The sequence below is a fragment of the Jatrophihabitans sp. genome (assembly GCA_036389035.1).
Lineage (GTDB): Bacteria > Actinomycetota > Actinomycetes > Mycobacteriales > Jatrophihabitantaceae > Jatrophihabitans_A.
Genome location: DASVQQ010000022.1, coordinates 111,577 through 133,811 on the forward strand (window position 1 = coordinate 111,577; position 22,235 = coordinate 133,811).

The following is a 22,235-nucleotide window of genomic DNA, read 5'->3' on the forward strand; positions in this document are numbered from 1 at the left end:
CGCGGACCGGCGCGCTGCCCGGTGCGGTCAGGACGCCGGCTCGACCTGTTCGACTACAGCCGGACGCCCCATCGACTGCTGCAGGATCTGGGCCACGTCGAGCACTTGGACGCGCCCGGAGGCAGAGCCGTCGGCCTGCTTGCTGGTCACCGCGTCCGAGAGCATCACCATGCAGAACGGGCAGGCCGTCGAGATCAGGTCGGGGTCCAGGCCCAGCGCCTCGTCGGTGCGCTCAACGTTGATCCGCTTGCCGATCTTCTCCTCCATCCAGAACCGCGCGCCGCCGGCGCCGCAGCAGAAGCCCCGGTCCTTGCAGCGGTGCATCTCCTCGGACCGCAGCTGCGGGATTGCGCCGAGCACCTCGCGCGGCGGGGTGTAGACCTTGTTGTGCCGGCCGAGGTAGCACGGGTCGTGGTAGGTGACCTTCTTGTCGACCGGCTCGACCGGGGTCAACCGCCCGTCGGCGACCAGCTTGCCGAGCAGTTGGGTGTGGTGCACCACCTCGTACTCACCGCCGAGCTGCGGGTACTCGTTGGCGATGGTGTTGAAGCAGTGCGGGCAGGTGGCCACGATCTTCAGCGGCCGCCCGTCGGGCTTGATCGAGTTGAGCTTCTCGACGTTCTCGGCCCCCAGCATCTGGAACACGAACTCGTTGCCGAGCCGGCGGGCCGAGTCGCCGGTGCAGGTCTCGTTCGAGCCGAGGATGGCGAACTCGACCCCGGCCACGTTGAGCAGTTCGGCGAAGGCCTTGGTGACCTTCTTGGACCGGTCCTCCAGCGCGCCGGCGCAGCCCACCCAGAACAGGTACTCGACCTCGGCGGGCAGCGGCTCGCCGGGCGAGACCCGCCGGACCTCGAAGCCCAGGCCCTCGGTCCACTCCTCGCGGTTCTTGGCGGGCAGGCCCCACGGGTTGCCCTTGTTCTCCAGGTTGCGCAGCATGGTGCCGGCCTCGGACGGGAACGAGGACTCGATCAGCACCTGGTAGCGGCGCATGTCGACGATGTGGTCGATGTGCTCGATGTCGACCGGGCACTGCTCGACGCACGCCCCGCAGGTGGTGCAGGACCACAGCACGTCCGGGTCGATCACGCCGTGTGAGGCGAGGTCGCCGACCAGCGGCCGGGTGACCTGCTCGATGCCGGAGCCTTCCACCCGGGGGTAGCCGGCCTCGGGCACGTGGGTGCCGTGCGAGCCGCCCTCGGCCGCGGGGGTGGCGAAGTTCGGCACCGCGTCGTCGGGGACCGACTTGCCGCCGATCAGGTACGGGGCCTTGGCGAACAGGTGGTCGCGCAGGTCCATGATCACCAGCTTGGGCGACAGCGGCTTGCCGGTGTTCCAGGCCGGGCACTGGGACTGGCAGCGGCCGCACTCGGTGCAGGTCGCGAAGTCCAGGTAGGCCTTCCAGCTGAAGTCCTCGACCTTGCCCTTGCCGAACACGGTGTCCTCGGACAGGTTCTCGACATCGAGGAAGTCGATGGTCTTGCCCTGGGCGTCGGTGACCGGGGGCAGCGCGCCGAGCGCCTTGGGCAGCCGCTTGAAGTACACGTTGATCGGGGCGGTGGCGATGTGCAGGTGCTTGGAGTAGGTGACGATGATCAGGAACGCCAGGACGACCGCCACCTGCGCCAGCAGGAAGATGGTGGCGAGGCCGGTGTTGTAGTCGCCCTCGCCCAGCGCCTTCGCGGTCAGGTACGAGGCGAAGGTCCACTTGGACTCCCCGAACGGGAACTCGCCGGCATTCATCTGGGCGCCGCGCAGCAGGAACAGCGTCAGGATGACCAGCGTGATCATGCCCAGGATCGTCCAGGCCGGGCCGGTGTGCGAGCCGTAGAAGCGCGAGTCCCGCTGCTTGCGTTTTGGAGCGTTGCGGATGCGCAGCACCGCGAAGGTGGCCAACCCGGCTAGCACCGCGACCGCGAAGAAGTCCTCGAGGAAGCCCAGCACCTGCCACTTGCCGATGATCGGGATGTGGAAGTCACGGTCGATCAGCAGCGCGCCGTAGGCCTCCAGGATGGTCAGGTTCAGGATCAGGAAGCCCCAGAAGGTGAAGAAGTGCGCCAGGCCGGGGACCGACCACTTCAGCAGCCGGGTCTGGCCCAGCACCTCTTCGGCGTCGTTGGCCGCGCGGACGCCGGCGTTCTTGCCACGCCCCGGAGCGGCTGTGCCGGAGCGGATCAGTCGTACCAGCCAGAGGATCCGCCAACCCGCTATCGCCGCGGTAGCCGCGGTCATGAGCACGGTCAGGGTAATGCGCAGTGCCACTGCGGCCTCCAGCGTCGTCGGCTTAGCGTCGTCAAGCGTGACCGGCCCAGGATACCCAGGGTTACCAGCGGGTAACCACGTCAGCCGGACGCCGAATGGGTCACAACGGCTCAGAGCATGTCGGCGATCACCCGGCGCGCGCTGCGAAGGTTCGCCAGCCGGCTTTCCCAGGTGACACCGAGCGTCAGCAGCAGCACCCCTAGCGTGCCGATCACCACCCAGCGGGGCAGCCCGAGCGCGTACGGCGAGAGCTCGGTTATCACCAACAGCGCCAGTTCGGCGGCGCCGATCACCAGCGGGGCCTGCAGCTTGAGCCGCGCGCCGACCAGCAGGCTCAGCAGCGCGATCACACCCAGCGCCAGCGCCCGCCACGACAGCGGTTCGCGCAACGCCGGCGCCACCAGCGGGACGGTGAGGATCAGCAGCCCCGGACCTAGGACGAGCCAGGACGGCGAGGTCGGCTCGCGCCGTGCGACCTGCACGCCGAAGAGAAGCGCCAGCAGCCCGACCGGCGTGGAGTAGAGCTCGGGCGCGTGCATCGAATGCACGCCCGCCTCGATCCAACCTGCGACGATCACCGCCGACACCGCCGGCCAGAACCACCAGCGGCGGATCGGTGACCGCGCCGCGACCACGCCCAGCACCGCGGCACATCCGAGCAGGCCGGCCACGGTCGGCGTCCACCGTTCGGGCGTGCCCAGCGAGAACCCGGCGGCGATGAGAACGAACAGCTGCGCGACGGCGGCCAGCTCGCAGGCCTGCCGCAGAGCCGGGACGTCGCGGGCGAGCCACCGGCCGGCGGCCAGCGCCGCGCCGGCCCCCGCCGCGAAGGCGAGGATGGTGGTCGGCTCCGAGGCCAGTGCCGTAACCAGCGCCAGCGCCAGCAGCAGCCCCGGTATCGCCAGCAGCCAGCCGTCGCGCCGGGCCAGCAGGACGCCCGCGAGCGCCAGCAGCAGCCATCCGAGAGTGGCCACCAGCAGCGGCGGGTGGACGTTCAGCCAGATCGCGAGCGCGGCAGGACCAGCCACCGCGGCGATCCACCGCTCCTGGGCGGCGCTCCACCGTTGCGTCCAGTCCTTCAGCAGCGGCCGGACCAGCAGCGCTGTCGCCGTGGCCGCCGCGAGCAGGACCAGCGACGGCAGCACCTCGATCACCGGTTGGCCCGCGTCCAGCAGCGCATCCATGGGGCGCCGCCGCCAGATCGGGCCGCCCAGGTCGGTCGAGGCCGAGATGCCGGCGAATGCCGCCCGCAGCAACACCAACACGCTCACCGTGCCGGCGCCGCCCAGCACCAGCAGAACGGCCCGGCTCCAGAGCGGATGCCGCACCAGGCTGAGCAGGGCCAGACCCAGCAGCACGCCGGCCAGTGCGGAGACTCCTGAGAGGTAGTGCTCGCCGATGAGCCACGCCGTCCCGGCAGCCAACCCGAGGCCGGCCACCGCGGCGGCCAACCGCAGCAGGGGCACTCGCAGCACCGCCGGGACGGCCGCCGCGCAGAGTGCCAGGACGATCGCAGCCGGCAACTCGTTGGCCTGGCCGTCCCACAGCCGTGGCACGAAGGGCCCCGAGATGACCGCGTCGAGGATCCCCAACCCCACCAGGTCGAGCCAGGATTGGGTGGCGGCCAGGCCGCACACCCACGTGGTAACGCGCAGTCCTGCCGTCCGGGCAGCGATCCCCAGCGCTGCCATGCCGATCACCGCGACGCCGAACTGCAGCCAGAGGGTGGCCCCGGTTCTGGCAACCGCGCACAGCAGCCCGACGTAGGCCGCGCCACCCAGAATGAGCTGGGTGCTGACCAGCGGGCGTCCTAGCGCCGAGCGTCGGGTGGCCACCGTGCTGCCCAGCGCCGCCGCCCCCACCGCTACCGCGCCCAGGGCGGTGAAGACGCGCGCGTCCACCGATGACCACCCGGCCAGATCGACCCGGCGGATCGCCCAGACGTCCAGCGTGAGATTCAGCAGGGTGCTGGCCCACAGCGTTTCGGCGGAGCCGCGCAGACCCCTGCGGGTCACCGCCGCGGCCGCGAGGCCGAAGATCGCGGTCACCGCGGCCAGCACCGCGGCCTTCGCGCCGAGCGACAGCGTTCCCCAGGACACCGACACGAAGATGACCGCCGCGACCAGCAGGCACAGCCCCCCGAGGCCGAGCACGATGGCCGCCCCGCTCGCCGCCGGCAACCGCCTGCCGCCGGCGGCGACAGGGGCCGGATAGCCGGGGAACGCGCCGGCGCCGCCGACCTGCCCTGGCGCGGCGGTCGCTACGGGCGCCGCCGACACCCACTCACCCTGCTGCTGGGGAACGCCCTGCGGGGGAACGCCCTGCTGGGGAACGCCCCGCGGGGGCACGGCCTGCGGGGGCACGGACTGCTGGGGGACGGCCTGGGACTCGAATCGCAGCTGCGCCATCGTCTGGTCAGCCGCGACCAGTTGCTCCGCGAGCCGGCTGGCGGTGGGGCTGGTCAGCAGCAGCCCGCATCCGGCGCACCTCGGTGTAGCGGCGGTGATCGGCATGCCGCAATCCGGACAGCGGTGGGGTGTGAAGAACCGGTGGCGGTCGGCGGTGGGATAGGTCACGACGCTCCTATCGGTGAAGTCCGGCCGCCGGACAGGCCCGGTAGGGGCGAAGCTAGCCCACTCACGTCATCGCGGTACAGGTCCTAAGGGCAGCAGTACCGCGTAGTGCAGGCTCGGGGGCGGGCACCCTGTCGTGTCGGGAGCGGGCCTCAGGCAGCCGGGGACTTGCGCAGGACCTTCTCGACCCGGTCGGCGACCGCCAGCAGCCAGTCCCGATGCGATGTCCAGCCATTGAACTGAATCCGGTACCCGAGGCCGAGCCGCGTCAGCTGGGCGTCCAAGGCGTCCTCGGACGGGTACTGACGGATGATGTCCGTAATCTCGAGACGCAGGTTCACGGCATCGCTGTGTTCCGATTGCACGAAGTCGTCTACGGCCTGCCATGGATCGGCATAATCGTCGGTCCAGTCCTCGTTCAAATAGCCGCCGAGGAGCTGTTCCAACGCTTCGTATTCCGTCACATGATCACCATCGCAGTATGAATCCGGTACCCGAGGCCCAAAGCATCAGATCTCCGGAGCACAACCCGTATCACCGAGGATTCTAGGGGATCAGCCGCAGGGGCGAGTAGCACGGAGCCACATACCTGTGGGGTGGGACTTGAAATCAAAAGCGTGCGTTTCGGCCCTGCAAGCCAGCTCTGAATTCTCTTGTCATGGGCGTTTAGAACTTCGGCGATGGAGTTCTCGGCGACTTCTCGGTTGTAGAAAGTGGATGCGCCTTTGATCTCCGGTTCGGTGGCTAACCGCTTGCGCAGGAACTCGGGACTCTTGCCGACATGCTTGGCCAGGGTGTGGCCGCCGTTCACGCCTTCGTGGGCTGCCAGGCCGCCGCCTGGAACAAGGTGGGTGACGTTGCCCGCAGCTCGCAAGCCGCGGACGGCGCTGCCGCCGATAGGAATGGCGGCGGCTAGTTGCAGGCCGAGGGTGGCGTTGCTGACCTGTTCGCCCTGGGTCCGGCGGGTGGCGTCGACGGCTAGCTGGGTCAGGGCCAGCACGGTGGCCACGGCCAGGCACGCGCCGGCCGCGGGTGGGCAGATGAGCAGCAGGCCCAGGCCCAGCACGGTGAGGTCGGTGGCGAGGGTGCTGAGGCAGTCGGAGATGTTGGCCAGGGTGGGGTTGGCCAGGGCCCGCTGGTAGGGGCTGAGGTGGCGGGCGACGGCGCCGGTCAGCTGCTGCGCCCATGCCGCCCAGCCGGACCGGTCCCGGGTCGGGTCCGCTTCGTCGGCCTCGAACAGCGCCCGGATGCAGCGGTCCAGGGCGTCGGCCCACCGGTCGTAGCCGGCCTTGAAGTTCCGGGCGAGGAGCAGCAGTTCGGCGGTGTCCGCTCGGCTGGCCGACAGCCCGGTGGCCTCAAGATCGACCCTGGTGACATCGCGTGAAGCCAGCTCGTCGTGGCGCTGTCGCAGCCGGTGACGGACGGCACGCAGCCAGGGCGCGGTCTCGTCCAGGGCCCCGGCGTAGGCGTGCAGCGCGCTGGCGTAATGCTCGTAGCGGTCGGCGGTGGCCGACATGGAGGGGGTCCGGTCTCGGAGCTGCTCGACGAAGGCCCGGTGAGCGGCGCCGGTCCACAGCGGCGTGTCAGCGCTGGACAGCAGCGCCGAGGCGGCGCGGCGCAAGTCGGCGGCAGTGCGGCCGCAGCGGTGGGCGGCGGCGCGGATCCGCACCGGGTCACCGGCCGGCATCCGCTGGTCCAGGCAGGCCCGCGCCGCCAGCAACCCGTCGCCGGGCAGCTCGAACCGGCTAGCCGTCATGACCGCTTACCGGTCGCGCTCCCCATGCCGGCCGACGCTAGGCAACCAGCCGAGTCCATGCGCTGAGTTATCCACAACCCGGCGGCGGTCGACTGAGTCCGCTCGCGCCCCGCCAGATGTGACGCAGGCCACGGCCCTTCAGGGAACTTGAGCGTACTCGACTCAGTTCTTTTGACAGAAGGCCGATCCAGGTAGCACCATCGGAGCTGCCGTTACTTGGCTGACAGACCACAGACCAGACCACAGACCATAGACAGATAAGCACTCACTGAGGAGTTCACCATGGCACGCGCGGTCGGAATCGATCTCGGCACCACCAACTCCGTCGTCGCCGTCCTGACCGGTGGCGAGCCGGAAGTCATCGCGAACGCGGAAGGCTCCCGGACCACCCCGTCCGTCGTCGCCTTCGCCAAGAACGGCGAGGTGCTGGTGGGCGAGGTAGCCAAGCGCCAGGCCGTCACCAACGTCGACCGCACCATCCGGTCGGTCAAGCGCCACATGGGCACCGACTGGTCGGTGGACATCGACGCCAAGAAGTACACCGCTCAGGAGATCAGCGCCCGCGTCCTGCAGAAGCTCAAGCGTGACGCCGAGGCCTACCTGGGCGAGACCATCACCGACGCCGTGATCACCGTTCCGGCGTACTTCAACGACGCCGAGCGGCAGGCCACCAAGGAGGCCGGCACCATCGCCGGCATGAACGTGCTGCGGATCGTGAACGAGCCCACCGCGGCCGCGCTGGCCTACGGCCTGGACAAGGGCGAGAAGGAGCAGACCATCCTGGTCTTCGACCTCGGCGGCGGCACCTTCGACGTCTCGCTGCTCGAGATCGGTGACGGCGTCATCGAGGTCAAGGCGACCAACGGCGACAACCACCTCGGTGGCGACGACTGGGACCAGAAGATCATGAACTGGCTGGTCGACAAGTTCAAGGCCGCGCACGGCGTCGACCTGACCAAGGACAAGATGGCCATGCAGCGCCTGCGCGAGGCGGCCGAGAAGGCCAAGATCGAGCTGTCCTCGAGCCAGCAGACCTCCATCAACCTGCCCTACATCACCGTGGACGCCGAGAAGAATCCGCTGTTCCTGGACGAGCAGCTGTCCCGCGCCGAGTTCCAGCGGATCACCTCCGACCTGCTCGAGCGGACCAAGGTGCCGTTCCAGAACGTGCTGCGTGACGCGGGCATCCCGCTGGACCAGATCGACCACGTGGTCCTGGTCGGCGGCTCGACCCGGATGCCGGCCGTCGTCGAGCTGGTCAAGGAGCTGACCGGCGGCAAGGAGCCCAACAAGGGCGTCAACCCCGACGAGGTGGTGGCGGTCGGCGCCGCCCTGCAGGCCGGCGTGCTCAAGGGCGAGGTCAAGGACGTCCTGCTGCTCGATGTCACCCCGCTGTCGCTGGGCATCGAGGTCAAGGGCGGCATCATGACCAAGCTGATCGAGCGCAACACCACCATCCCGACCAAGCGCTCGGAGATCTTCACCACCGCCGATGACAACCAGTCCAGCGTGCAGATCCAGGTGTACCAGGGCGAGCGTGAGATCGCGGCCTACAACAAGAAGCTGGGCGTCTTCGAGCTGACCGGCATCCCGGCCGCTCCCCGGGGCGTTCCGCAGGTCGAGGTCACCTTCGACATCGACGCCAACGGCATCGTGCACGTCTCGGCCAAGGACCTGGCCTCGGGCAACCAGCAGGGCATGACCATCACCGGCGGCTCGGGCCTGTCCAAGGACGAGATCGACCGGATGATGAAGGACGCCGAGGTGCACGCCGCCGAGGACAAGGCACGCCGCGAGGCGACCGAGATCCGCAACTCCGGCGAGCAGCTGGTCTACCAGACCGAGAAGTTCATCGCCGACTCGGGCGAGAAGATCCCGGCCGAGTCCAAGACCGAGCTCGAGACCGCGCTGGCCGAGCTGAAGACCACCCTGGCCGACGCCAACGCCAGCAACGACACGATCCAGGCCAAGACCACCGCGCTCAACGAGGTCAGCGGCAAGGCGGCGACCGCGGTCTACGCGGCCCAGCAGTCGACCCCCTCGGCCGACGGGGCCAGCCCCAACGGCAGCGGGCCGGCCGCCGAGGGCGCCGACGATGACGTGGTCGACGCCGAGGTCATCGACGAGCAGCGGTAACCGGCGATGAATCAGAAAGATCCGGCTGCCGCGGAGCAGGAGCCCGACATGACGCAGTCAAGTCCGGCGCCCGAGGAGGAGACCGGTGCTGGCCCCGAGAAGGCAGCACCGGGCTTCACCTTCGCCGACAAGCGAAAGATCAGTCCGGACGGTTCGGCCAAGCCGCCGGCCGGCGGGGCGGACCCCCCGCCGGCCGGCGAGGCGGCGACGGCCGAAACCGGCGGCGCCGACCCGGCTGCCGCGCAGGCGCCGGACCCCCACGAGCTGCTGGCCGCCGAGCGGCTGGCAGACCTGCAACGCCTGCAGGCCGAGTACGCCAACTACCGCAAGCGGGTAGACCGGGACCGGACGATGACCCGGGACCTGGCGGTGGCCTCGGTGATCGAGTCGCTGCTGCCGGTGCTCGATGACATCCACCTGGCCCGCCAGCACGGTGACCTGGAGGCCGGCCCGCTGGCCAGCATCGCCGACAAGCTGGAGACGACGCTGGCCAAGTACGGGGTCGAGCGCTTCGGCGAGCCCGGCGTGGCTTTCGACCCGGCGGTGCACGATGCGCTGATGCACGTCGACGAGGAGCTCGCCGAGGGCACCGAAGTGACCACCGTGGTGGGCGTGCTGCAGCCGGGGTACCGGATCGGTGACCGGGTGGTGCGCCCGGCCAGGGTCTCGGTCGCCGATCCCGCCTAGCGGTCGCCGATCGGTAGTACCAGCACCACTGGAGCAACACAGGCAAGAGCAGTGAAGGAGGCATGACGTCATGGCAAGCCAGGACTGGTTCGACAGGGACTTCTACAAGTCCCTCGGCGTCGCCTCTGACGCGACGGATGCCGACATCAAGAAGGCCTACCGCAAGCTGGCCAAGGATCTGCACCCGGACAAGAACCCCGGCGACGTCAAGGCCGAGCAGCGGTTCAAGGAGATCAGCGAGGCCTACTCGGTGCTGTCGGACCCCGGCCAGCGCAAGGAGTACGACGCGGTGCGGGCGATGGCGCACGGCCGGGCCCGGTTCACTGCCGGCAGCGGGCCCACCGGTGGCTTCTCCGACGACGTGTTCTCCGGTTTCTTCAGCCGCCAGTCCGGGCGCCAGCCGGGTGGCGGCTTCGGCAACCAGGGCGCGAACATCAGCGTCGAGGATCTGCTGTCGGGGATGTTCACCGGAGGCGGCGGCGCGGGTGGTTTCGGGCAGGCGCCGCCGCGTACCGGCGCCGACGTCGAGGCCACCACCACGCTGAGCTTCCGGCAGGCCGTCGAGGGCGACACGGTGAGCCTGCGGCGCGGTGACGGCTCCACCATCACCACCCGGGTGCCCGCCGGGGTGAAGGACGGCCAGAAGATCCGGTTGCGGGGCAAGGGCAATCCCGGGCCGGCCGGCAACGGCGACCTGATCCTGACCGTGGCCGTGCAACCGCATCCGCTGTTCGGCCGGTCCGGTGACGACCTCACCGTGACGGTTCCGGTCACCTTCGCCGAGGCCGCTCTCGGAGCCCAGATCGCGGTGCCGACCTTCGACGGCTCGACGGTCACCCTGAAGCTGCCGCCCGGCACCCCGTCCGGCCGGGTGCTGCGGGTCAAAGGCAAGGGCGTCGCGCGCAAGGACGGCTCGGCGGGCGACCTGCTGGTGAACGTGTCGGTCGCGGTTCCGCAGAAGCTGGACGGCGCCGCCCGGGAGGCCGTGGAGGCCTACGCCGCGGCCACCGCCGGCGATGACCCTCGAGCCGGATTGCTGGAGCAAGCGAGGTCGTCATGAGCGTGCCACGATTCGCCGAGTCAGCCGCCGTCTTCGTGATCTCGGTGGCGGCGGAGCTGGCCGGGATGCACCCGCAGACGCTGCGCCAGTACGACCGGCTGGGCCTGGTGTCACCGCACCGGACCCCCGGCCGTGGCCGCCGGTACTCCCCGCGCGACATCGCGCAGCTTCGCGAGGTGCAGCGGCTCTCGCAGGAGGAGGGCGTCAACCTGGCCGGCATCAAGCGCATCCTCGAGCTTGAGAACGAGGTGCACGCGTTGCGGGCCCGGCTCGCCGAGGTGGAGGAGGACCGCCGTCGCTCCAGCAGGATGCAGCCCAAGCTGGGCGCCCGGCGACTGTTCGCGGCCGGACCGGCCGGTGACATCGTCTCGGTCCCGATGGGCCGGCCGTTCAGCAAGCCGTCCGGCGAGCTGGTGGTCTGGCGGCCGCGAAGCTGACCGATCCCTCGGGTCGAGATTCGGCCGCCGCGTCCGCTAGCGCATGCTGTTCGCGATCCGCAGCAATTCCTTGGCGCTGAGCGAGGCCCGCGGCGGATTGGCCCCTACGGAGCAGATCGACCACCAATATTCGGAGTCGTTCCAAACCACGCATATCACATTGGGCGCGGCGTTGTACGTGAACACCTTTGCCGGATGTCCGAGCACCTTTGCGGTGGTGAGCACCTTGTCACTCGACGTGGTCGGAGATTCGGGACCGCGCCCCACCCGGAGCAGGCCATCGGGGCCGTCGTATTCCTGCATCACCCCTCCTTGCGGGCTGTCGTCCTGCCACCGGATGATCCGGTCGACGTAGCCGGCTGGCAGCCAGGACGGCGTCGGCAGCGTTCCCGCTTCGAACACCGGATGCCGGGTGCCGGTCTTGGCGTCGAGAAGGGATCGCGTGCCGAGCGGCTGCTCGAGCTGCACCGTCACCGTCACCGGCCGGTAGCCGCGGCCCGAGCAAGCAAGAACGGCCCCAGCCGGCACGCTCTGCGTCGGCGAGGGGTTGCTCGGTCGGAAGGCACGGGCTCGGATGGATACCTTCGTCGCGGTTTCCGATACCACCGGGCGCAGATCGGGCAGCCCGGAGTCGAAGCAGTAGGAGCCCGCGATCGTGTTGATGTCGACGGCGATGGTCAGCTTCCTGGGGTCGATCTGCAGCACGGCGCCGCTCCATTCGACATCGGCCAGAAAGCCGGCTGGGCGGGCTGACTGGTGCGAGCCGGAGATCCCCACCACGGTCAGCAGCGGAATCACCAGCAGCGCCACGGCGGCGGCCGACGGCCACAGCCAGCGGGTGCGGTGGTGCGTCTGAGTGGTAGCTACGGCCAGCATGCCTTCCAGCGGTGGTGGCCCGAACGTGGTGAGCCACTGCTTACCGTGCCGGTCCAACAGCTGGTCGATGGGATCAGGGTCCAGGCTCATCGGTAATCCTCTCCGAGTAGCGCGCGGATCCGACCGCGCGCGTCGGCAAGCGTTGATTTCGCGGTGCCCTCGGCACAGCCCATCACCGTGGCGACGTCCGCCACCGGCAGGCCGAGGAAGTACCGCAGCGTGACGGCCAGTCGCTGCCGCGGCGCAAGCAGGGCGATCACCCGCTCCAGGTCAAGGTGGAGCGCCGCGTCGCTGCCCGCAGTGGCATGCTCGACACCCTCCAGTGCTACCGCCTGCGGCCGCCGGCGGTTCTTGTGCGCCTGATCAGCGGTGATCGCGAGCAGCCAGTTGCGAGGCGTTCCGCGGTGCGGGTCGAACTGGGCACGCTTGCGCCAGGCTGCGCTCAGCGATTCCTGCAGCACGTCCTCCCAGTCGGGAAGGCCCGACAACCGGCGGGCGAGCGCCGACATGGCCACCCAATGCGGCCTGACCCAGGCGTCGAAGTCCTGCTCGGCCGACACCGGGCTGGCCGGGTCACCCACCGGCGACGGTTCTGGCAGAACGTGCATACCCACCTCTACCCGGCTGTGGCATGTTCGGTTGGGTCGAACGCTGGATCAGATCAGGCCAGCATTCCCCGGCGCAGGTAGCCGCTGGGTGGATTGTGACCTGCCAGCCACGAGAATGCCGTCCATACGATAAAGTTGAGCGGAACAGGCTCAACTTCTCGAGCGTTTAATGCAGCAGAGGCCGGCCAGGCGCCGCCTGGCCACGTCCTGAACAACCAGTCGAGTACGCACAAGAGGTAGAAACAGCTATGGACCTGACCACTCGTAGCCAGCAGGCCGTTTCCGCGGCCGTCCGGACCGCTGCCGACAAGGGCAACCCCGCCGTAGAGCCGGCCCACCTCGCGGCCGCCCTGCTCAGCGACGAGCAGGGCCTGGCGCGTCCGATGGTGCAGGCGGTCGGCGTGGACCCGGTGAACCTGATCCGCGAGATCGACTCCCTGCTGAGGGCTCTTCCCGCCGCCGCCGGTTCGACGGTGTCGGCCCCGCAGACCTCGCGCAACCTGCTCAACGTGCTGGGCGCCGCCGAGCGGATCGCCAAGGACGCAACCGATGAGTACGTCTCGGGTGAGCACCTGCTGCTCGCGCTGGCCGAGGTGCCCTCCGAGGTCGCCAGCACGCTCAGCCGGCTCGGCGCCACCCCCGCCGCGCTGCGGGCCGCGCTGACCCAGGTGCGCGGCTCCACCCGGGTCACCAGCCCGGACCCCGAAGGCACCTACCAGGCGCTGGAGAAGTACGGCGTGGACCTGACCGCCGCCGCCCGCGAAGGAAAGCTCGACCCGGTGATCGGGCGTGACGCCGAGATCCGCCGGGTCATTCAGGTGCTGTCCCGGCGTACCAAGAACAACCCGGTGCTGATCGGCGAGCCCGGCGTCGGCAAGACCGCCGTGGTCGAGGGGTTGGCCCAGCGGGTCGTCGCCGGCGACGTGCCGGAGTCCTTGCAGGGCAAGCGGCTGGTCTCGCTGGACCTGGGCGCGATGGTCGCCGGCGCCAAGTATCGCGGCGAGTTCGAGGAGCGGTTGAAGGCGGTGCTGACCGAGATCAAGGACTCGGCCGGCCAGATCCTCACCTTCATCGACGAGCTGCACACCGTCGTCGGGGCAGGCGCCACCGGCGAGGGCGCGATGGACGCCGGCAACATGCTCAAGCCGATGCTGGCCCGCGGCGAGCTGCACATGGTCGGCGCGACCACCCTGGACGAGTTCCGCGAGCACATCGAGAAGGACCCGGCCCTGGAGCGCCGGTTCCAGCAGGTGCTGGTGGGGGAGCCGTCCGTCGAGGACACCATCGGCATCCTGCGCGGTCTGGCCGGCCGGTACGAGGCGCACCACAAGGTGCAGATCTCCGACGGCGCCCTGGTGGCCGCGGCGACCCTGTCCGACCGTTACATCACCTCGCGGTTCCTGCCCGACAAGGCCATCGACCTGATCGACGAGGCCGCGTCCCGGCTCCGGATGGAGATCGACTCGCGGCCGGTCGAGATCGACGAGCTGCAGCGCTCGGTCGACCGGCTGAAGATGGAGGAGCTGGCGCTGTCCAAGGAGACCGACCCCGCTTCGGTGGCCCGGTTGGAGGTGCTGCGCGCCGAACTGGCTGACCGGACCGAGTCCCTGGAGGCGCTGAACGCCCGCTGGGAGCGCGAGAAGTCCGGGCTGAACCGGGTCGGTGAGCTGAAGGAGAAGCTGGACGAGCTGCGCACCCAGGCCGATCGGGCCCAGCGCGAGGGCGATTTCGAGGCCGCGTCCCGGCTGATGTACGGCGAGATACCGCAGACCGAGAAGGAGCTGGCCGAGGCGGCCGCCGCCGAGCAACCGGCCGACGTGATGGTCAAGGAAGAGGTCACCGCCGACGACATCGCCGAGGTGGTCAGCGCCTGGACCGGCATTCCGGCCGGCCGGTTGATGGAGGGCGAGACCGCCAAGCTGCTGCGGATGGAGGAGGCCCTGGCCCTGCGGGTGAAAGGCCAGAAGCAGGCCGTGCAGGCGGTCTCGGACGCGGTTCGCCGGGCCCGGGCCGGCATCAGCGACCCGAACCGGCCCACCGGCTCGTTCCTGTTCCTGGGCCCGACCGGTGTCGGCAAGACCGAGCTGGCCAAGGCGCTGGCCGCGTTCCTGTTCGATGACGAGCGGGCGATGGTCCGCATCGACATGAGCGAGTACTCCGAGAAGCACTCGGTGGCCCGGCTGGTCGGCGCGCCGCCTGGTTACGTCGGCTACGACGAGGGCGGCCAGCTGACCGAGGCGGTGCGCCGCCGGCCGTACTCGGTGGTGCTGTTCGACGAGGTCGAGAAGGCCCACTCGGACGTCTTCGACATCCTGCTGCAGGTGCTCGACGACGGCCGGCTGACCGACGGCCAGGGCCGGACGGTGGACTTCCGCAACGCCATCCTGGTGCTGACCTCGAACCTGGGATCCCACATCCTGGTCTCGGAGCTGGACGACGCCCTGAAGAAGGACGCGGTGATGGATGCCGTCCGCTCGCACTTCAAGCCGGAGTTCCTGAACCGCCTGGATGACATCGTGGTGTTCGACCCGCTGACCACCGCCGAGCTGGCCGGCATCGTCGACGTGCAACTGGGCCTGCTGCAGAACCGGCTGGCCGGCCGCCGGCTGGTGCTGCAGGTCAGCGACGCCGCCCGGGAGTGGCTGGCGATCAACGGCTTCGACCCGCTGTACGGGGCCCGGCCGCTGCGCCGGCTGATCCAGACCGCGATCGGGGACCGGCTGGCCAAGGCGCTGATCGCCGGCGAGATCACCGACGGCGACCAGGTGCGCATCGACGTCACCGAGGATCGGTCGGCCCTGACGGTCACCGCCGCTTCGATGGCCGAGGTCGCCGTCGGCTGACGGCGGCGCTCGGCCGGCGCCGGCTCACCGCGGCCGGCTTCGGCTCACCGCGGCAGGCGCCGGCTCACCGCGGCAGCTCCGGTAGCGCTCACTCGGGCTGGGCGGCGGGCAGCACGCCCAGCCACCGGGTGACGCTTGCCTGGTAGCTCAGGGCCAGCATGATCAGGCTCAGCAGCGCGATCACCAGTGGCACCCAGCTGTTGACCGCGGCCTGCAACCACCAGAACCCGCACAGGGCGATCATCGTCCAACCCGCGATGGTGATCGCCAGCCGGCCGACCAGCCGGCCGGTCAGCAGCGCGATACCGCCGACCGCCAGGCAGGCGCCCAGGGCGAAGTTGAGCAACGCCAGCAGCAGGTAGCTCGAGTCGCTGCCCCGGTAGAACGAGCGGTCCGGCGCGCCGTACTCGTCCTGCAGGCTGATGATGGCCAGCAGCAGCAGGCCGAACAGGCCCAGCGCCGCGCCCAGGCTGATCGCGATGATGCCGGCCATGACCGCCGGCCCGGGGGCGCGGTTGCCGGCAGGCAGCGGGTGGTAGTCGACGGAAGTGCCCGGCCTGGGATCGACCGCTCGGGTCGCTTGACCGGGCCGGGTTGGCGGCGCGACGGCCCCGGCAGGCGCGAGTTGCCCGGCGGTGGAGGCCGCTGGCGCCACCTGGCCGGTGTACGGGTCGGTCAGCGCGCCGCGGTAGGGGTCGGCCGGCCGGGTGACGGCCAGCTCGCGGGCGTCGCGGCGCGCTTTTTTTCCATCAGCGGCCATCATGGTTGTCAACGCTAGTCGCCGTTATGGGCGATGCGGGTGCCGGGTTGACGATTTTGGCGATAGGTTTTGGGGGCAGCAGGCGGATGGGACGCGTCGATGAGCCAGCGGTTTTCCTCGGCGTAACCAACTTCAACGCGAGGGGAAAGCCATGACGCAGTGGGGCAAGGGTCCCAATGACGAGTCGGGTGACGGGCAGCCGGCCCAGCCCGATCCATGGGCTCAGCCGGCCGGCGGCCAACAGCCGGGCCAGCATGACCCGTGGGCTCAGCCGACCGAGGGCCAGCCGTCCGGCGGGCAGCCGGGTTATGGCCAGCCGCAGCCCGGTTACGGCCAGCCCCAGCCGGGTCAGTCTGACCCGTGGGCCCAGCCGACCGGCGGGCAGCCTGGATACGGCCAGCCGCAGCCCGGCTACGACCAGCCGGGTTACGGTCAGCAGCCGGGCTATGGCCAGCCGGGTTCTGGCCAGCCGGGTTACGGCCAGCCGCAGGGCTACGTCCAGCAGCCCGGTTACTACCCGCCGGCCCCGGGCTACAACCAGCCGGGCGCCGTAGCGGGCGCGGGCGCGATTGCCAGCATGGGCACCAGGTTCGGCGCCTTCGTCATCGACGTCATCATCCTGGCGGTGGTCAGTGTCATCGTCGACCTTCTGTTCAATCAGACCCTGAGCACCCTGCTTCAGCTGATCATCGGCTTCGGATACTTCGGCTACCTGATCGGCGTCAACCAGCAGACGGTCGGCATGCGGCTGCTCAACATCAAGGTCGTCGACGCCACCAACGGAGGAGCCATCGGCCTCGGTCGGGGACTGTTGCGCTACCTGGTTCAGGCACTCACCGGCCTGCTGTGCCTGGTGGGTTACTTCTCGCCGTTCTTCGACGGGACCAAGCGGAACCAGGGCTGGCACGACAAGGCCGCCGGTGACTTCGTCGTCCGCGCCTGATAGCTCTCCCGCTCGCTGGTAGCGATGATCGCCGGGCAACTCAGGCTCAGGGCCGCCCCCGTCCTCATGGCGGGGGCAGCCCTGACCGCTGCCACGGCGCTGTGGTTCTTCGATCCGAGCGCCCGCCGGATCCCGCTGTGCCCGCTGCACGCGATGACCGGCCTGTGGTGCCCGCTGTGCGGCAGCACCAGGGCCAGCCACGCCCTGCTCCACGCCGAGCCGGCTGCCGCGCTGCAGTACAACGCGCTGTTCGTGGCGGCGCTGCCGCTGCTCGCGCTGCTCTGGTGGCGCTGGCTGCGCTCGCCCGTCCCACGCCCGACGGCCCGGGCGCTGCCCCGTCCGGTGTTCTGGGCGGGGGTCGCCCTGGTGCTGGCGTTCGGCGTGCTGCGCAACCTGCCGATGGGCCACTGGCTGGCGCCGCCGGCCTGAGGCCGCCGGTAGGCTCGTTCAGATGAAAGCCAACACCACACCCGAATCCGATCCAGGCGCAACTCGTGCCCGGCCGCGGAACGTCGACCTGGCGCTGGGTGCGATCGTGCTGCGGTGCTTGCTGGCGCTGGCCTCGGCATTCGCGTTGTTCGGCGCCAAGGACGAGCTTCGGCGCAACGCCGCGGAGCTGCACCCGGAGTGGTCGGCGGCCACGCTGGTGGAGCGGGTCGACAGCGAGTTGCGCTCCAATGTGCTGTTGACCCTCATCTACATCGCCCTGGTGTTGCTGATCGCCAAGTTCATCCGGGACGGCCGCAACTGGGCGCGCTGGCTCTATGCCTTCGTCGCGTTCCTGGTGGCCGGTGACGTGCTGCGGGTGACCGGCTTCTTCACCGGCGACAACCTGCTCTTCCGGCTGCTGTCCGGGTTCACCGGGGTGGCGTCCCTGGCGTCGATCGTGTTGCTGTTCTCCCCCTCCAGCACCGCCTTCTTCCGTCCGGTCGGGGGCCCGGGCTCGATGTCGCCGCTGCGGACGCTGTTCGGCAGCCGGGCCGCGGCGGTCGCATCCCGCGGCGATGCCGGCCGGCCGGGCGGCGGGACCCAGGGCGCCGCGACCAAGGGCCCCGGAACGGCCACGGCTGAGCCGGTGTCACTGAGCAAGCCGGCGGCCAAGCGCGCCCCCGATCGCCGCCCGAACGGTTCGAAGCGGCCGGCGCCGCGGGCCAAGTCCCGCAAGCAGGCCGCTGAGTGAGTGATCTGGCGCGGCCATCACCGGGCTACGCCCTGGTCACCGGCGCCACCGCCGGGCTGGGCGCGTCCTTCGTCCGCCGGTTCGCCGCCGAAGGCCGCGACCTGGTGCTGGTTGCCCGGACTCTCGACCGGCTCGAGAGCATGGCCGCCGACCTGCGGGACCAGTTCGCGGTGCAGGTCGAGGTGCTGGCCGCCGACCTGAGCACCGCTGACGGCTGCGCCGCCGTGGCGGCCCGGGTGGCCCAGGCCGAGCGTCCGGTCGACACCCTGGTCAACAACGCCGGCATCGGCCTGTACCGCGCCTTCGGCAAGGCCCCGCTGGCCGACGAGCGACGGTTGCTCGATCTCAACGTCGGCTCGGTGCTGGCGCTGACCCACGCCGCGGTCGGCGCGATGACCACCCGCGGCCACGGCGAGATCATCAACATCTCCTCGGTCGCGGGCTTCGTGCCACGGGGCGCCTCTGCCACCTACGCCGCGGGCAAGGCCTGGGTCACCTCGTTCAGCGAGGGGATCTCGCTGCTGCTATCGGGCACCGGCGTCAGCATCACCGCGATCTGCCCCGGCTTCACCCGCACCGAGTTCCATGCCCGGGCCAAGGCCGATATGAGCGCTACGCCGTCCTGGCTGTGGCTGGACGCCGACCGGGTGGTCGCCGAGGGGCTGGCCGACGCCCGGGCCGGGCGCGTGATCAGCGTGCCCAGCAAGCGGTACAAGGCTCTGCTGTTGCTCGTCAGGGTGCTGCCCCGCTCCGTCGTCCGCTGGGTGCTGAGCCGTCGATAGGGTGTGCGGATGAGCCCAGCGAGCAGCGACCGCGACGAGCTGCTGGCCCTGATCAAGGAACTGGCCGTGGTGCACGGCCGGGTGACCTTGTCATCGGGGCAGCAGGCCGACTACTACATCGACCTTCGCCGGATCACCCTGCACCGCCGCGCCGCGCCGCTGGTCGGCCGGGTGCTGCGCGAGCTCACCTCGGACTGGTCCTACGAAGCGGCCGGCGGCCTGACCCTGGGTGCGGACCCGGTCGGCGCCGCGATCATGCACGCCAGCGCAGGCGAAGTAGACGCCTTCGTGGTGCGCAAGGCCGAGAAGCAGCACGGCATGCAGCAACGCGTCGAGGGGCCGTCGGTGGCCGGTCGCCCGGTGCTGGTGGTGGAGGACGTCTCCACCACCGGTTCCAGCCCGCTGACCGCGGTGCAGGCGCTGCGCGAGGCCGGCGCCGACGTGGTGGGGGTGGCATTGATCGTCGACCGGGGGGCCGGCCCGACGATCGAGGCGGCTGGTCTGCCGTGCCGCGCGGCGTACTCGCTGGCCGACCTGGGCCTGGCCTAGAGGGGCTGGGCGGTGCCAGCCGAGACCGGCGCGCACGAGTTCGAGCCGGTGCTTGAGAAAGCCGAGCCCGAGGACGCCACTCCCGACCTGGTGGTCGGCGTCGGACCGCATCCGCACCCGTGGCCGACCGGAGCGCGCTATGACCCGGAGCTGCTGGAGCGGGGTGACCACCGCAACGTCAGCGACCGGTACCGCTACTGGAGCGTCCCGGCGATCGTCGCCGACCTCGACACCCGACGGCACGAGTTCGTGGTGGCGATCGAGAACTGGCAGCACGACGCCAACATCGGCACCGTCGTCCGGACGGCGAATGCCTTTCTGGCACGCGAGGTGCTGATCGTCGGGCGCAAGCGCTGGAACCGGCGCGGCGCGATGGTGACCGATCGCTACCAGCACCTGCGGCACCTTCCGACGATCGCCGACCTGACGGGCTGGGCGGCCGAGCGCGGCTGCCCGATAGTGGCCATCGACAACACCCCGGGCGCGACCCCGATCGAGACTGCTGAGCTGCCTCGCAACGCGCTGTTCCTGTTCGGTCAGGAAGGCCCGGGGCTCACCGCGCAGGCGCAGGCCAGCGCCGCGATGACGCTGTCGATCGCCCAGTTCGGCTCGACCCGGTCGATCAACGCCGGGGTCGCGGCCGGAATCGCGATGCACGCCTGGATCCGGCAGCACGCCGTCCCCGGCAACAGCTGACGTGGCCTCGGGCTGTCAGCACGACCGGGTGTCACCGGGCCGGCGGTCGTGGGATGGTTCTGGCATGGCTCTCCAGTTGCAAGGCCTGCGCACTGTGATCTATCCCGTTGCCGATCTGGCCGCCGCCACACTCTGGTGGACCACCCTGCTCGGCTACGAACCGTACTTCGACCAGCCGTTCTACGTCGGCTTCGAGGTGGCCGGCTACGAGCTGGGGCTGCTGCCCGAGGCGAGTCCCGCCGACGGCGCGCTGACCTATTGGGGGGTCGAGTCGGTGCAGGAAGCGATGGACGCGGCCATCGGGGTGGGCGCCGTCGAGCACACGGCGGCCACTGAGGTGGGCGAGGGCATCGTCACCGGCTCGGTGCTGACCGCGACCGGCAACGTCGTCGGGTTCATCCGAAACCCGCACTTCCGGTTGCCGGACTGAGTCTTTGATCAGGCGGCCGGCGAACTACGCAGGATCTCCTCCACCCGGTCGGCCACGGCAAGCAACCAGGTCCGGTGGCTGGCCCAGCCATCCCCGGTGGGCAGATAGTCGAGGCCCAAATCGACGAGCGCGCCTTCCAGGGCTGACTCCGACTCGCAAGTGCTGAGCAGTTCGGTTATCTCCCGGCGAAGCTGCGGCGCATACTCGGGCTCGTCTCGTGCGTACTGGTCCACGGCACCCCAAGCGCTGCCGTAAAGATCAGCGAAATCTTCATGAAGGTAGGCAGCCACGAGGTAGTGCAACGCTTTCAGATCGTTCATTCGATCACCATCGCAGTAATTAGTAGATAGCCGCTTCCGATCTCCGCATTCCGTCGAAGAACGATCTTAATACCGTGGACGGCGTGGGAGTCCGTATATCCACGAGGCATCAGGGTGCCGGCAGGGACGGGGAGCCTATCTTCGAGCATAAGCACATCCCTGTGGCCAGCACGCCAGCGATCCACCGTCCGCTGCTGCGCCCTCAGCAGGCCGGAAATCGAATTCTCCGCCACCTGCCGGTCGTAAAAGGTGGAGGCACCCCTGATGTTCGGCTCGGTTGCGAGCCGGGTGCGCAGGAACTCCTCGGACTTGCCGACGTGCTTGGCCAAGGTATGGCCCCCGGCGGCTTCGTGAGCGGCCAGACCGCCGCCCGGCACCAGATGTACTACATCATCGGCCGCCCGCAGGGTGCGGAAGGCGTTGCCACCGAGCGGGATTGCCGCGGCCAGTCCCAGACCCAGGCTGGCGTTGCTGACCGGTTCGCCCTGGGCCCGGCGGGTGCTGTCCACCGCCAGCTGAGCGACGGCCAGCACCGTGGCGGCGGCCAACAGGCCGCGCCGGCTGCTGGGCAGATGAACAGCAGGCCCAGCCCCAGCACCGACAGCCCGAGGTTGAGCTCGCCGAGGCAGGCCGAGATGTTGCGCAGGGTCGGGTGCGTCATGGCCCGCTCGAACGGGCTCAAGGCTGCCGCCGCGGCATTGCCCAGCTGATGAGCCAACGCCCGGAGCCCGTGCCGATCCCGGGTGGGGTCATCCTCGTCAGCGCGCAGCAATGCCCGCACGCAGCGATCCAGCGCGTCGGCCCAGCGGTCATAACCGGCCTTGAACGCTCGCGCGATGGGCAGCAGGTCAGCACCCGGGTCCTGCCCCGCTGGCTGCTGGCTGACAGGCACCGCGGCTATCGGCTGCAGCGACGCGTAGTGCTGCCGGCTGGCAAGCTCGTCGCAGCCCTGCCGCAGTTGACGGCGCGCGGCTTCGAGCGGCGCCGCGGTCTCGTCCAGGGCGACGGCATAGTGGATCAGCGCCTCGGCATAGCCGGAGTACCGGTCGGCGGTGGCTGTCAGCTGGGGCGCGTGGGAGCGCAACTGCTCGACCAGCGCCCGATGCGCCGGGCCGCGCCACAGGCTCGACTCGGCGCCGGACAGCAGCACGTCCGCGCTCTGTCGCAGCTCAGCGGCGAAGGCGCCCGACCGGCGGGCAGCCGCCCGGAGCCGCACCGGATCGCCGGCAGGCACTCGATGCGCCAAGCAGAGCTGCGCCGCGGGTAGGCCCGACGCTGGTAACTCGAAGCGGTCAAGCGCCATCGCCGTGCCTGGGGGTAGTTCGCATGACGCGGCA

General features: G+C 70.0%; 22 protein-coding genes. 12 read left to right on the forward strand and 10 right to left on the reverse strand.

The genetic code is table 11. The annotated features are described in order from the left end of the window. Nucleotides 1-27: 27 nt before the first annotated feature. The 4 genes from VF557_13985 to VF557_14000 form a co-directional block, all read right to left on the reverse strand. Complete coding sequence (locus VF557_13985; protein ID HEX8081315.1) at nt 28-2,262, reverse strand: (Fe-S)-binding protein; 2,235 nt, start codon at nt 2,260-2,262, stop codon at nt 28-30. Nucleotides 2,263-2,372: 110 nt separating this feature from the next. After that, on the reverse strand, nt 2,373-4,838 hold the full coding sequence (locus tag VF557_13990) for a hypothetical protein (GenBank protein ID HEX8081316.1): 2,466 nt from the start codon (nt 4,836-4,838) through the stop codon (nt 2,373-2,375). A gap of 149 nt (nt 4,839-4,987) precedes the next feature. Next, nucleotides 4,988-5,299: a contact-dependent growth inhibition system immunity protein gene (locus tag VF557_13995; protein ID HEX8081317.1), complete on the reverse strand. Its 312-nt coding sequence runs from the start codon at nt 5,297-5,299 to the stop codon at nt 4,988-4,990. Further along, nucleotides 5,296-6,591 carry an RNase A-like domain-containing protein gene (locus tag VF557_14000; GenBank protein HEX8081318.1) on the reverse strand — a complete coding sequence of 432 codons (1,296 nt, stop codon included), beginning with the start codon at nt 6,589-6,591 and terminating at the stop codon, nt 5,296-5,298. Before VF557_14000 ends, VF557_13995 begins: the two co-directional genes overlap by 4 nt. 282 nt (nt 6,592-6,873) lie before the next feature. Here VF557_14000 and dnaK point away from each other — a divergent pair, with 282 nt between their 5' ends. The 4 genes from dnaK to VF557_14020 all read left to right on the forward strand — a co-directional run bounded on the left by dnaK (nt 6,874) and on the right by VF557_14020 (nt 10,911). Further along, nucleotides 6,874-8,727: a molecular chaperone DnaK gene (gene dnaK / locus VF557_14005; protein HEX8081319.1), complete on the forward strand. Its 1,854-nt coding sequence runs from the start codon at nt 6,874-6,876 to the stop codon at nt 8,725-8,727. Nucleotides 8,728-8,775: 48 nt separating this feature from the next. After that, nucleotides 8,776-9,414 carry a nucleotide exchange factor GrpE gene (gene grpE, locus VF557_14010; GenBank protein HEX8081320.1) on the forward strand — a complete coding sequence of 213 codons (639 nt, stop codon included), beginning with the start codon at nt 8,776-8,778 and terminating at the stop codon, nt 9,412-9,414. Nucleotides 9,415-9,484: 70 nt separating this feature from the next. After that, the gene (locus VF557_14015; GenBank protein HEX8081321.1) at nt 9,485-10,474 is read left to right on the forward strand and encodes a DnaJ C-terminal domain-containing protein; all 990 of its coding nucleotides are present in this window, start codon (nt 9,485-9,487) and stop codon (nt 10,472-10,474) included. Beyond that, a complete protein-coding gene (locus VF557_14020) occupies nt 10,471-10,911 on the forward strand; it encodes a helix-turn-helix transcriptional regulator (protein ID HEX8081322.1) in 441 nt (146 codons plus the stop codon). The genes VF557_14015 and VF557_14020 overlap by 4 nt, the downstream gene beginning before the upstream one ends. A 36-nt stretch (nt 10,912-10,947) precedes the next feature. Here VF557_14020 and VF557_14025 read toward each other — a convergent pair whose 3' ends face one another. Beyond that, nucleotides 10,948-11,721 carry a hypothetical protein gene (locus VF557_14025; GenBank protein HEX8081323.1) on the reverse strand — a complete coding sequence of 258 codons (774 nt, stop codon included), beginning with the start codon at nt 11,719-11,721 and terminating at the stop codon, nt 10,948-10,950. Between the two features lie 152 nt (nt 11,722-11,873). Beyond that, the gene (locus VF557_14030) at nt 11,874-12,395 is read right to left on the reverse strand and encodes an RNA polymerase sigma factor (GenBank protein ID HEX8081324.1); all 522 of its coding nucleotides are present in this window, start codon (nt 12,393-12,395) and stop codon (nt 11,874-11,876) included. A 248-nt stretch (nt 12,396-12,643) separates the two neighbouring features. Here VF557_14030 and clpB point away from each other — a divergent pair, with 248 nt between their 5' ends. Then, on the forward strand, nt 12,644-15,238 hold the full coding sequence (gene clpB, locus VF557_14035; protein ID HEX8081325.1) for an ATP-dependent chaperone ClpB: 2,595 nt from the start codon (nt 12,644-12,646) through the stop codon (nt 15,236-15,238). An 88-nt stretch (nt 15,239-15,326) separates the two neighbouring features. On the opposite strand, the gene VF557_14040 is transcribed toward clpB, so the two are convergent. After that, a complete protein-coding gene (locus VF557_14040) occupies nt 15,327-16,001 on the reverse strand; it encodes a hypothetical protein (protein ID HEX8081326.1) in 675 nt (224 codons plus the stop codon). A gap of 148 nt (nt 16,002-16,149) precedes the next feature. Here VF557_14040 and VF557_14045 point away from each other — a divergent pair, with 148 nt between their 5' ends. The 7 genes from VF557_14045 (at nt 16,150) to VF557_14075 (ending at nt 20,578) form a co-directional block, all read left to right on the forward strand. Continuing rightward, nucleotides 16,150-16,941, forward strand: coding sequence for an RDD family protein (locus VF557_14045; protein HEX8081327.1), 792 nt, complete (start codon nt 16,150-16,152; stop codon nt 16,939-16,941). Between the two features lie 66 nt (nt 16,942-17,007). Next, on the forward strand, nt 17,008-17,370 hold the full coding sequence (locus VF557_14050; GenBank protein HEX8081328.1) for a DUF2752 domain-containing protein: 363 nt from the start codon (nt 17,008-17,010) through the stop codon (nt 17,368-17,370). 22 nt (nt 17,371-17,392) lie between these two features. Continuing rightward, on the forward strand, nt 17,393-18,121 hold the full coding sequence (locus tag VF557_14055; protein HEX8081329.1) for a hypothetical protein: 729 nt from the start codon (nt 17,393-17,395) through the stop codon (nt 18,119-18,121). Then, a complete protein-coding gene (locus VF557_14060) occupies nt 18,118-18,903 on the forward strand; it encodes an SDR family NAD(P)-dependent oxidoreductase (GenBank protein HEX8081330.1) in 786 nt (261 codons plus the stop codon). The genes VF557_14055 and VF557_14060 overlap by 4 nt, the downstream gene beginning before the upstream one ends. 9 nt (nt 18,904-18,912) lie before the next feature. Continuing rightward, the gene (locus tag VF557_14065; protein HEX8081331.1) at nt 18,913-19,452 is read left to right on the forward strand and encodes an orotate phosphoribosyltransferase; all 540 of its coding nucleotides are present in this window, start codon (nt 18,913-18,915) and stop codon (nt 19,450-19,452) included. A 12-nt stretch (nt 19,453-19,464) separates the two neighbouring features. Further along, entirely contained in the window at nt 19,465-20,148 is a 684-nt protein-coding gene (locus VF557_14070) for an RNA methyltransferase (protein ID HEX8081332.1), read from the forward strand. A 64-nt stretch (nt 20,149-20,212) separates the two neighbouring features. Next, complete coding sequence (locus VF557_14075) at nt 20,213-20,578, forward strand: hypothetical protein (GenBank protein ID HEX8081333.1); 366 nt, start codon at nt 20,213-20,215, stop codon at nt 20,576-20,578. 8 nt (nt 20,579-20,586) lie between these two features. Here the strand turns inward: VF557_14075 and VF557_14080 are convergent, their stop codons facing one another. Genes VF557_14080 through VF557_14090 form a run of 3 tightly spaced genes read right to left on the reverse strand, consistent with a single transcriptional unit; the run spans nt 20,587 to nt 22,132 of the window. Further along, complete coding sequence (locus VF557_14080; GenBank protein ID HEX8081334.1) at nt 20,587-20,898, reverse strand: contact-dependent growth inhibition system immunity protein; 312 nt, start codon at nt 20,896-20,898, stop codon at nt 20,587-20,589. After that, nucleotides 20,895-21,275: an RNase A-like domain-containing protein gene (locus VF557_14085; GenBank protein HEX8081335.1), complete on the reverse strand. Its 381-nt coding sequence runs from the start codon at nt 21,273-21,275 to the stop codon at nt 20,895-20,897. The genes VF557_14080 and VF557_14085 overlap by 4 nt, the downstream gene beginning before the upstream one ends. A gap of 8 nt (nt 21,276-21,283) precedes the next feature. Further along, a complete protein-coding gene (locus VF557_14090; GenBank protein HEX8081336.1) occupies nt 21,284-22,132 on the reverse strand; it encodes a hypothetical protein in 849 nt (282 codons plus the stop codon). Nucleotides 22,133-22,235 lie beyond the last annotated feature (103 nt).

Excerpts from the sequence above, each read along its gene's own strand:
- VF557_14000 (HEX8081318.1), bottom strand. The coding sequence starts at position 6,591 with ATGACGGCTAGCCGGTTCGAGCTGCCCGGCGACGGGTTGCTGGCGGCG.
- dnaK (HEX8081319.1), top strand. The coding sequence starts at position 6,874 with ATGGCACGCGCGGTCGGAATCGATCTCGGCACCACCAACTCCGTCGTC.
- grpE (HEX8081320.1), top strand. The coding sequence starts at position 8,776 with ATGACGCAGTCAAGTCCGGCGCCCGAGGAGGAGACCGGTGCTGGCCCC.
- VF557_14015 (HEX8081321.1), top strand. The coding sequence starts at position 9,485 with ATGGCAAGCCAGGACTGGTTCGACAGGGACTTCTACAAGTCCCTCGGC.
- VF557_14020 (HEX8081322.1), top strand. The coding sequence starts at position 10,471 with ATGAGCGTGCCACGATTCGCCGAGTCAGCCGCCGTCTTCGTGATCTCG.
- VF557_14030 (HEX8081324.1), bottom strand. The coding sequence starts at position 12,395 with ATGCACGTTCTGCCAGAACCGTCGCCGGTGGGTGACCCGGCCAGCCCG.
- clpB (HEX8081325.1), top strand. The coding sequence starts at position 12,644 with ATGGACCTGACCACTCGTAGCCAGCAGGCCGTTTCCGCGGCCGTCCGG.
- VF557_14040 (HEX8081326.1), bottom strand. The coding sequence starts at position 16,001 with ATGATGGCCGCTGATGGAAAAAAAGCGCGCCGCGACGCCCGCGAGCTG.
- VF557_14045 (HEX8081327.1), top strand. The coding sequence starts at position 16,150 with ATGACGCAGTGGGGCAAGGGTCCCAATGACGAGTCGGGTGACGGGCAG.
- VF557_14050 (HEX8081328.1), top strand. The coding sequence starts at position 17,008 with ATGGCGGGGGCAGCCCTGACCGCTGCCACGGCGCTGTGGTTCTTCGAT.
- VF557_14055 (HEX8081329.1), top strand. The coding sequence starts at position 17,393 with ATGAAAGCCAACACCACACCCGAATCCGATCCAGGCGCAACTCGTGCC.
- VF557_14065 (HEX8081331.1), top strand. The coding sequence starts at position 18,913 with ATGAGCCCAGCGAGCAGCGACCGCGACGAGCTGCTGGCCCTGATCAAG.
- VF557_14075 (HEX8081333.1), top strand. The coding sequence starts at position 20,213 with ATGGCTCTCCAGTTGCAAGGCCTGCGCACTGTGATCTATCCCGTTGCC.
- VF557_14080 (HEX8081334.1), bottom strand. The coding sequence starts at position 20,898 with ATGAACGATCTGAAAGCGTTGCACTACCTCGTGGCTGCCTACCTTCAT.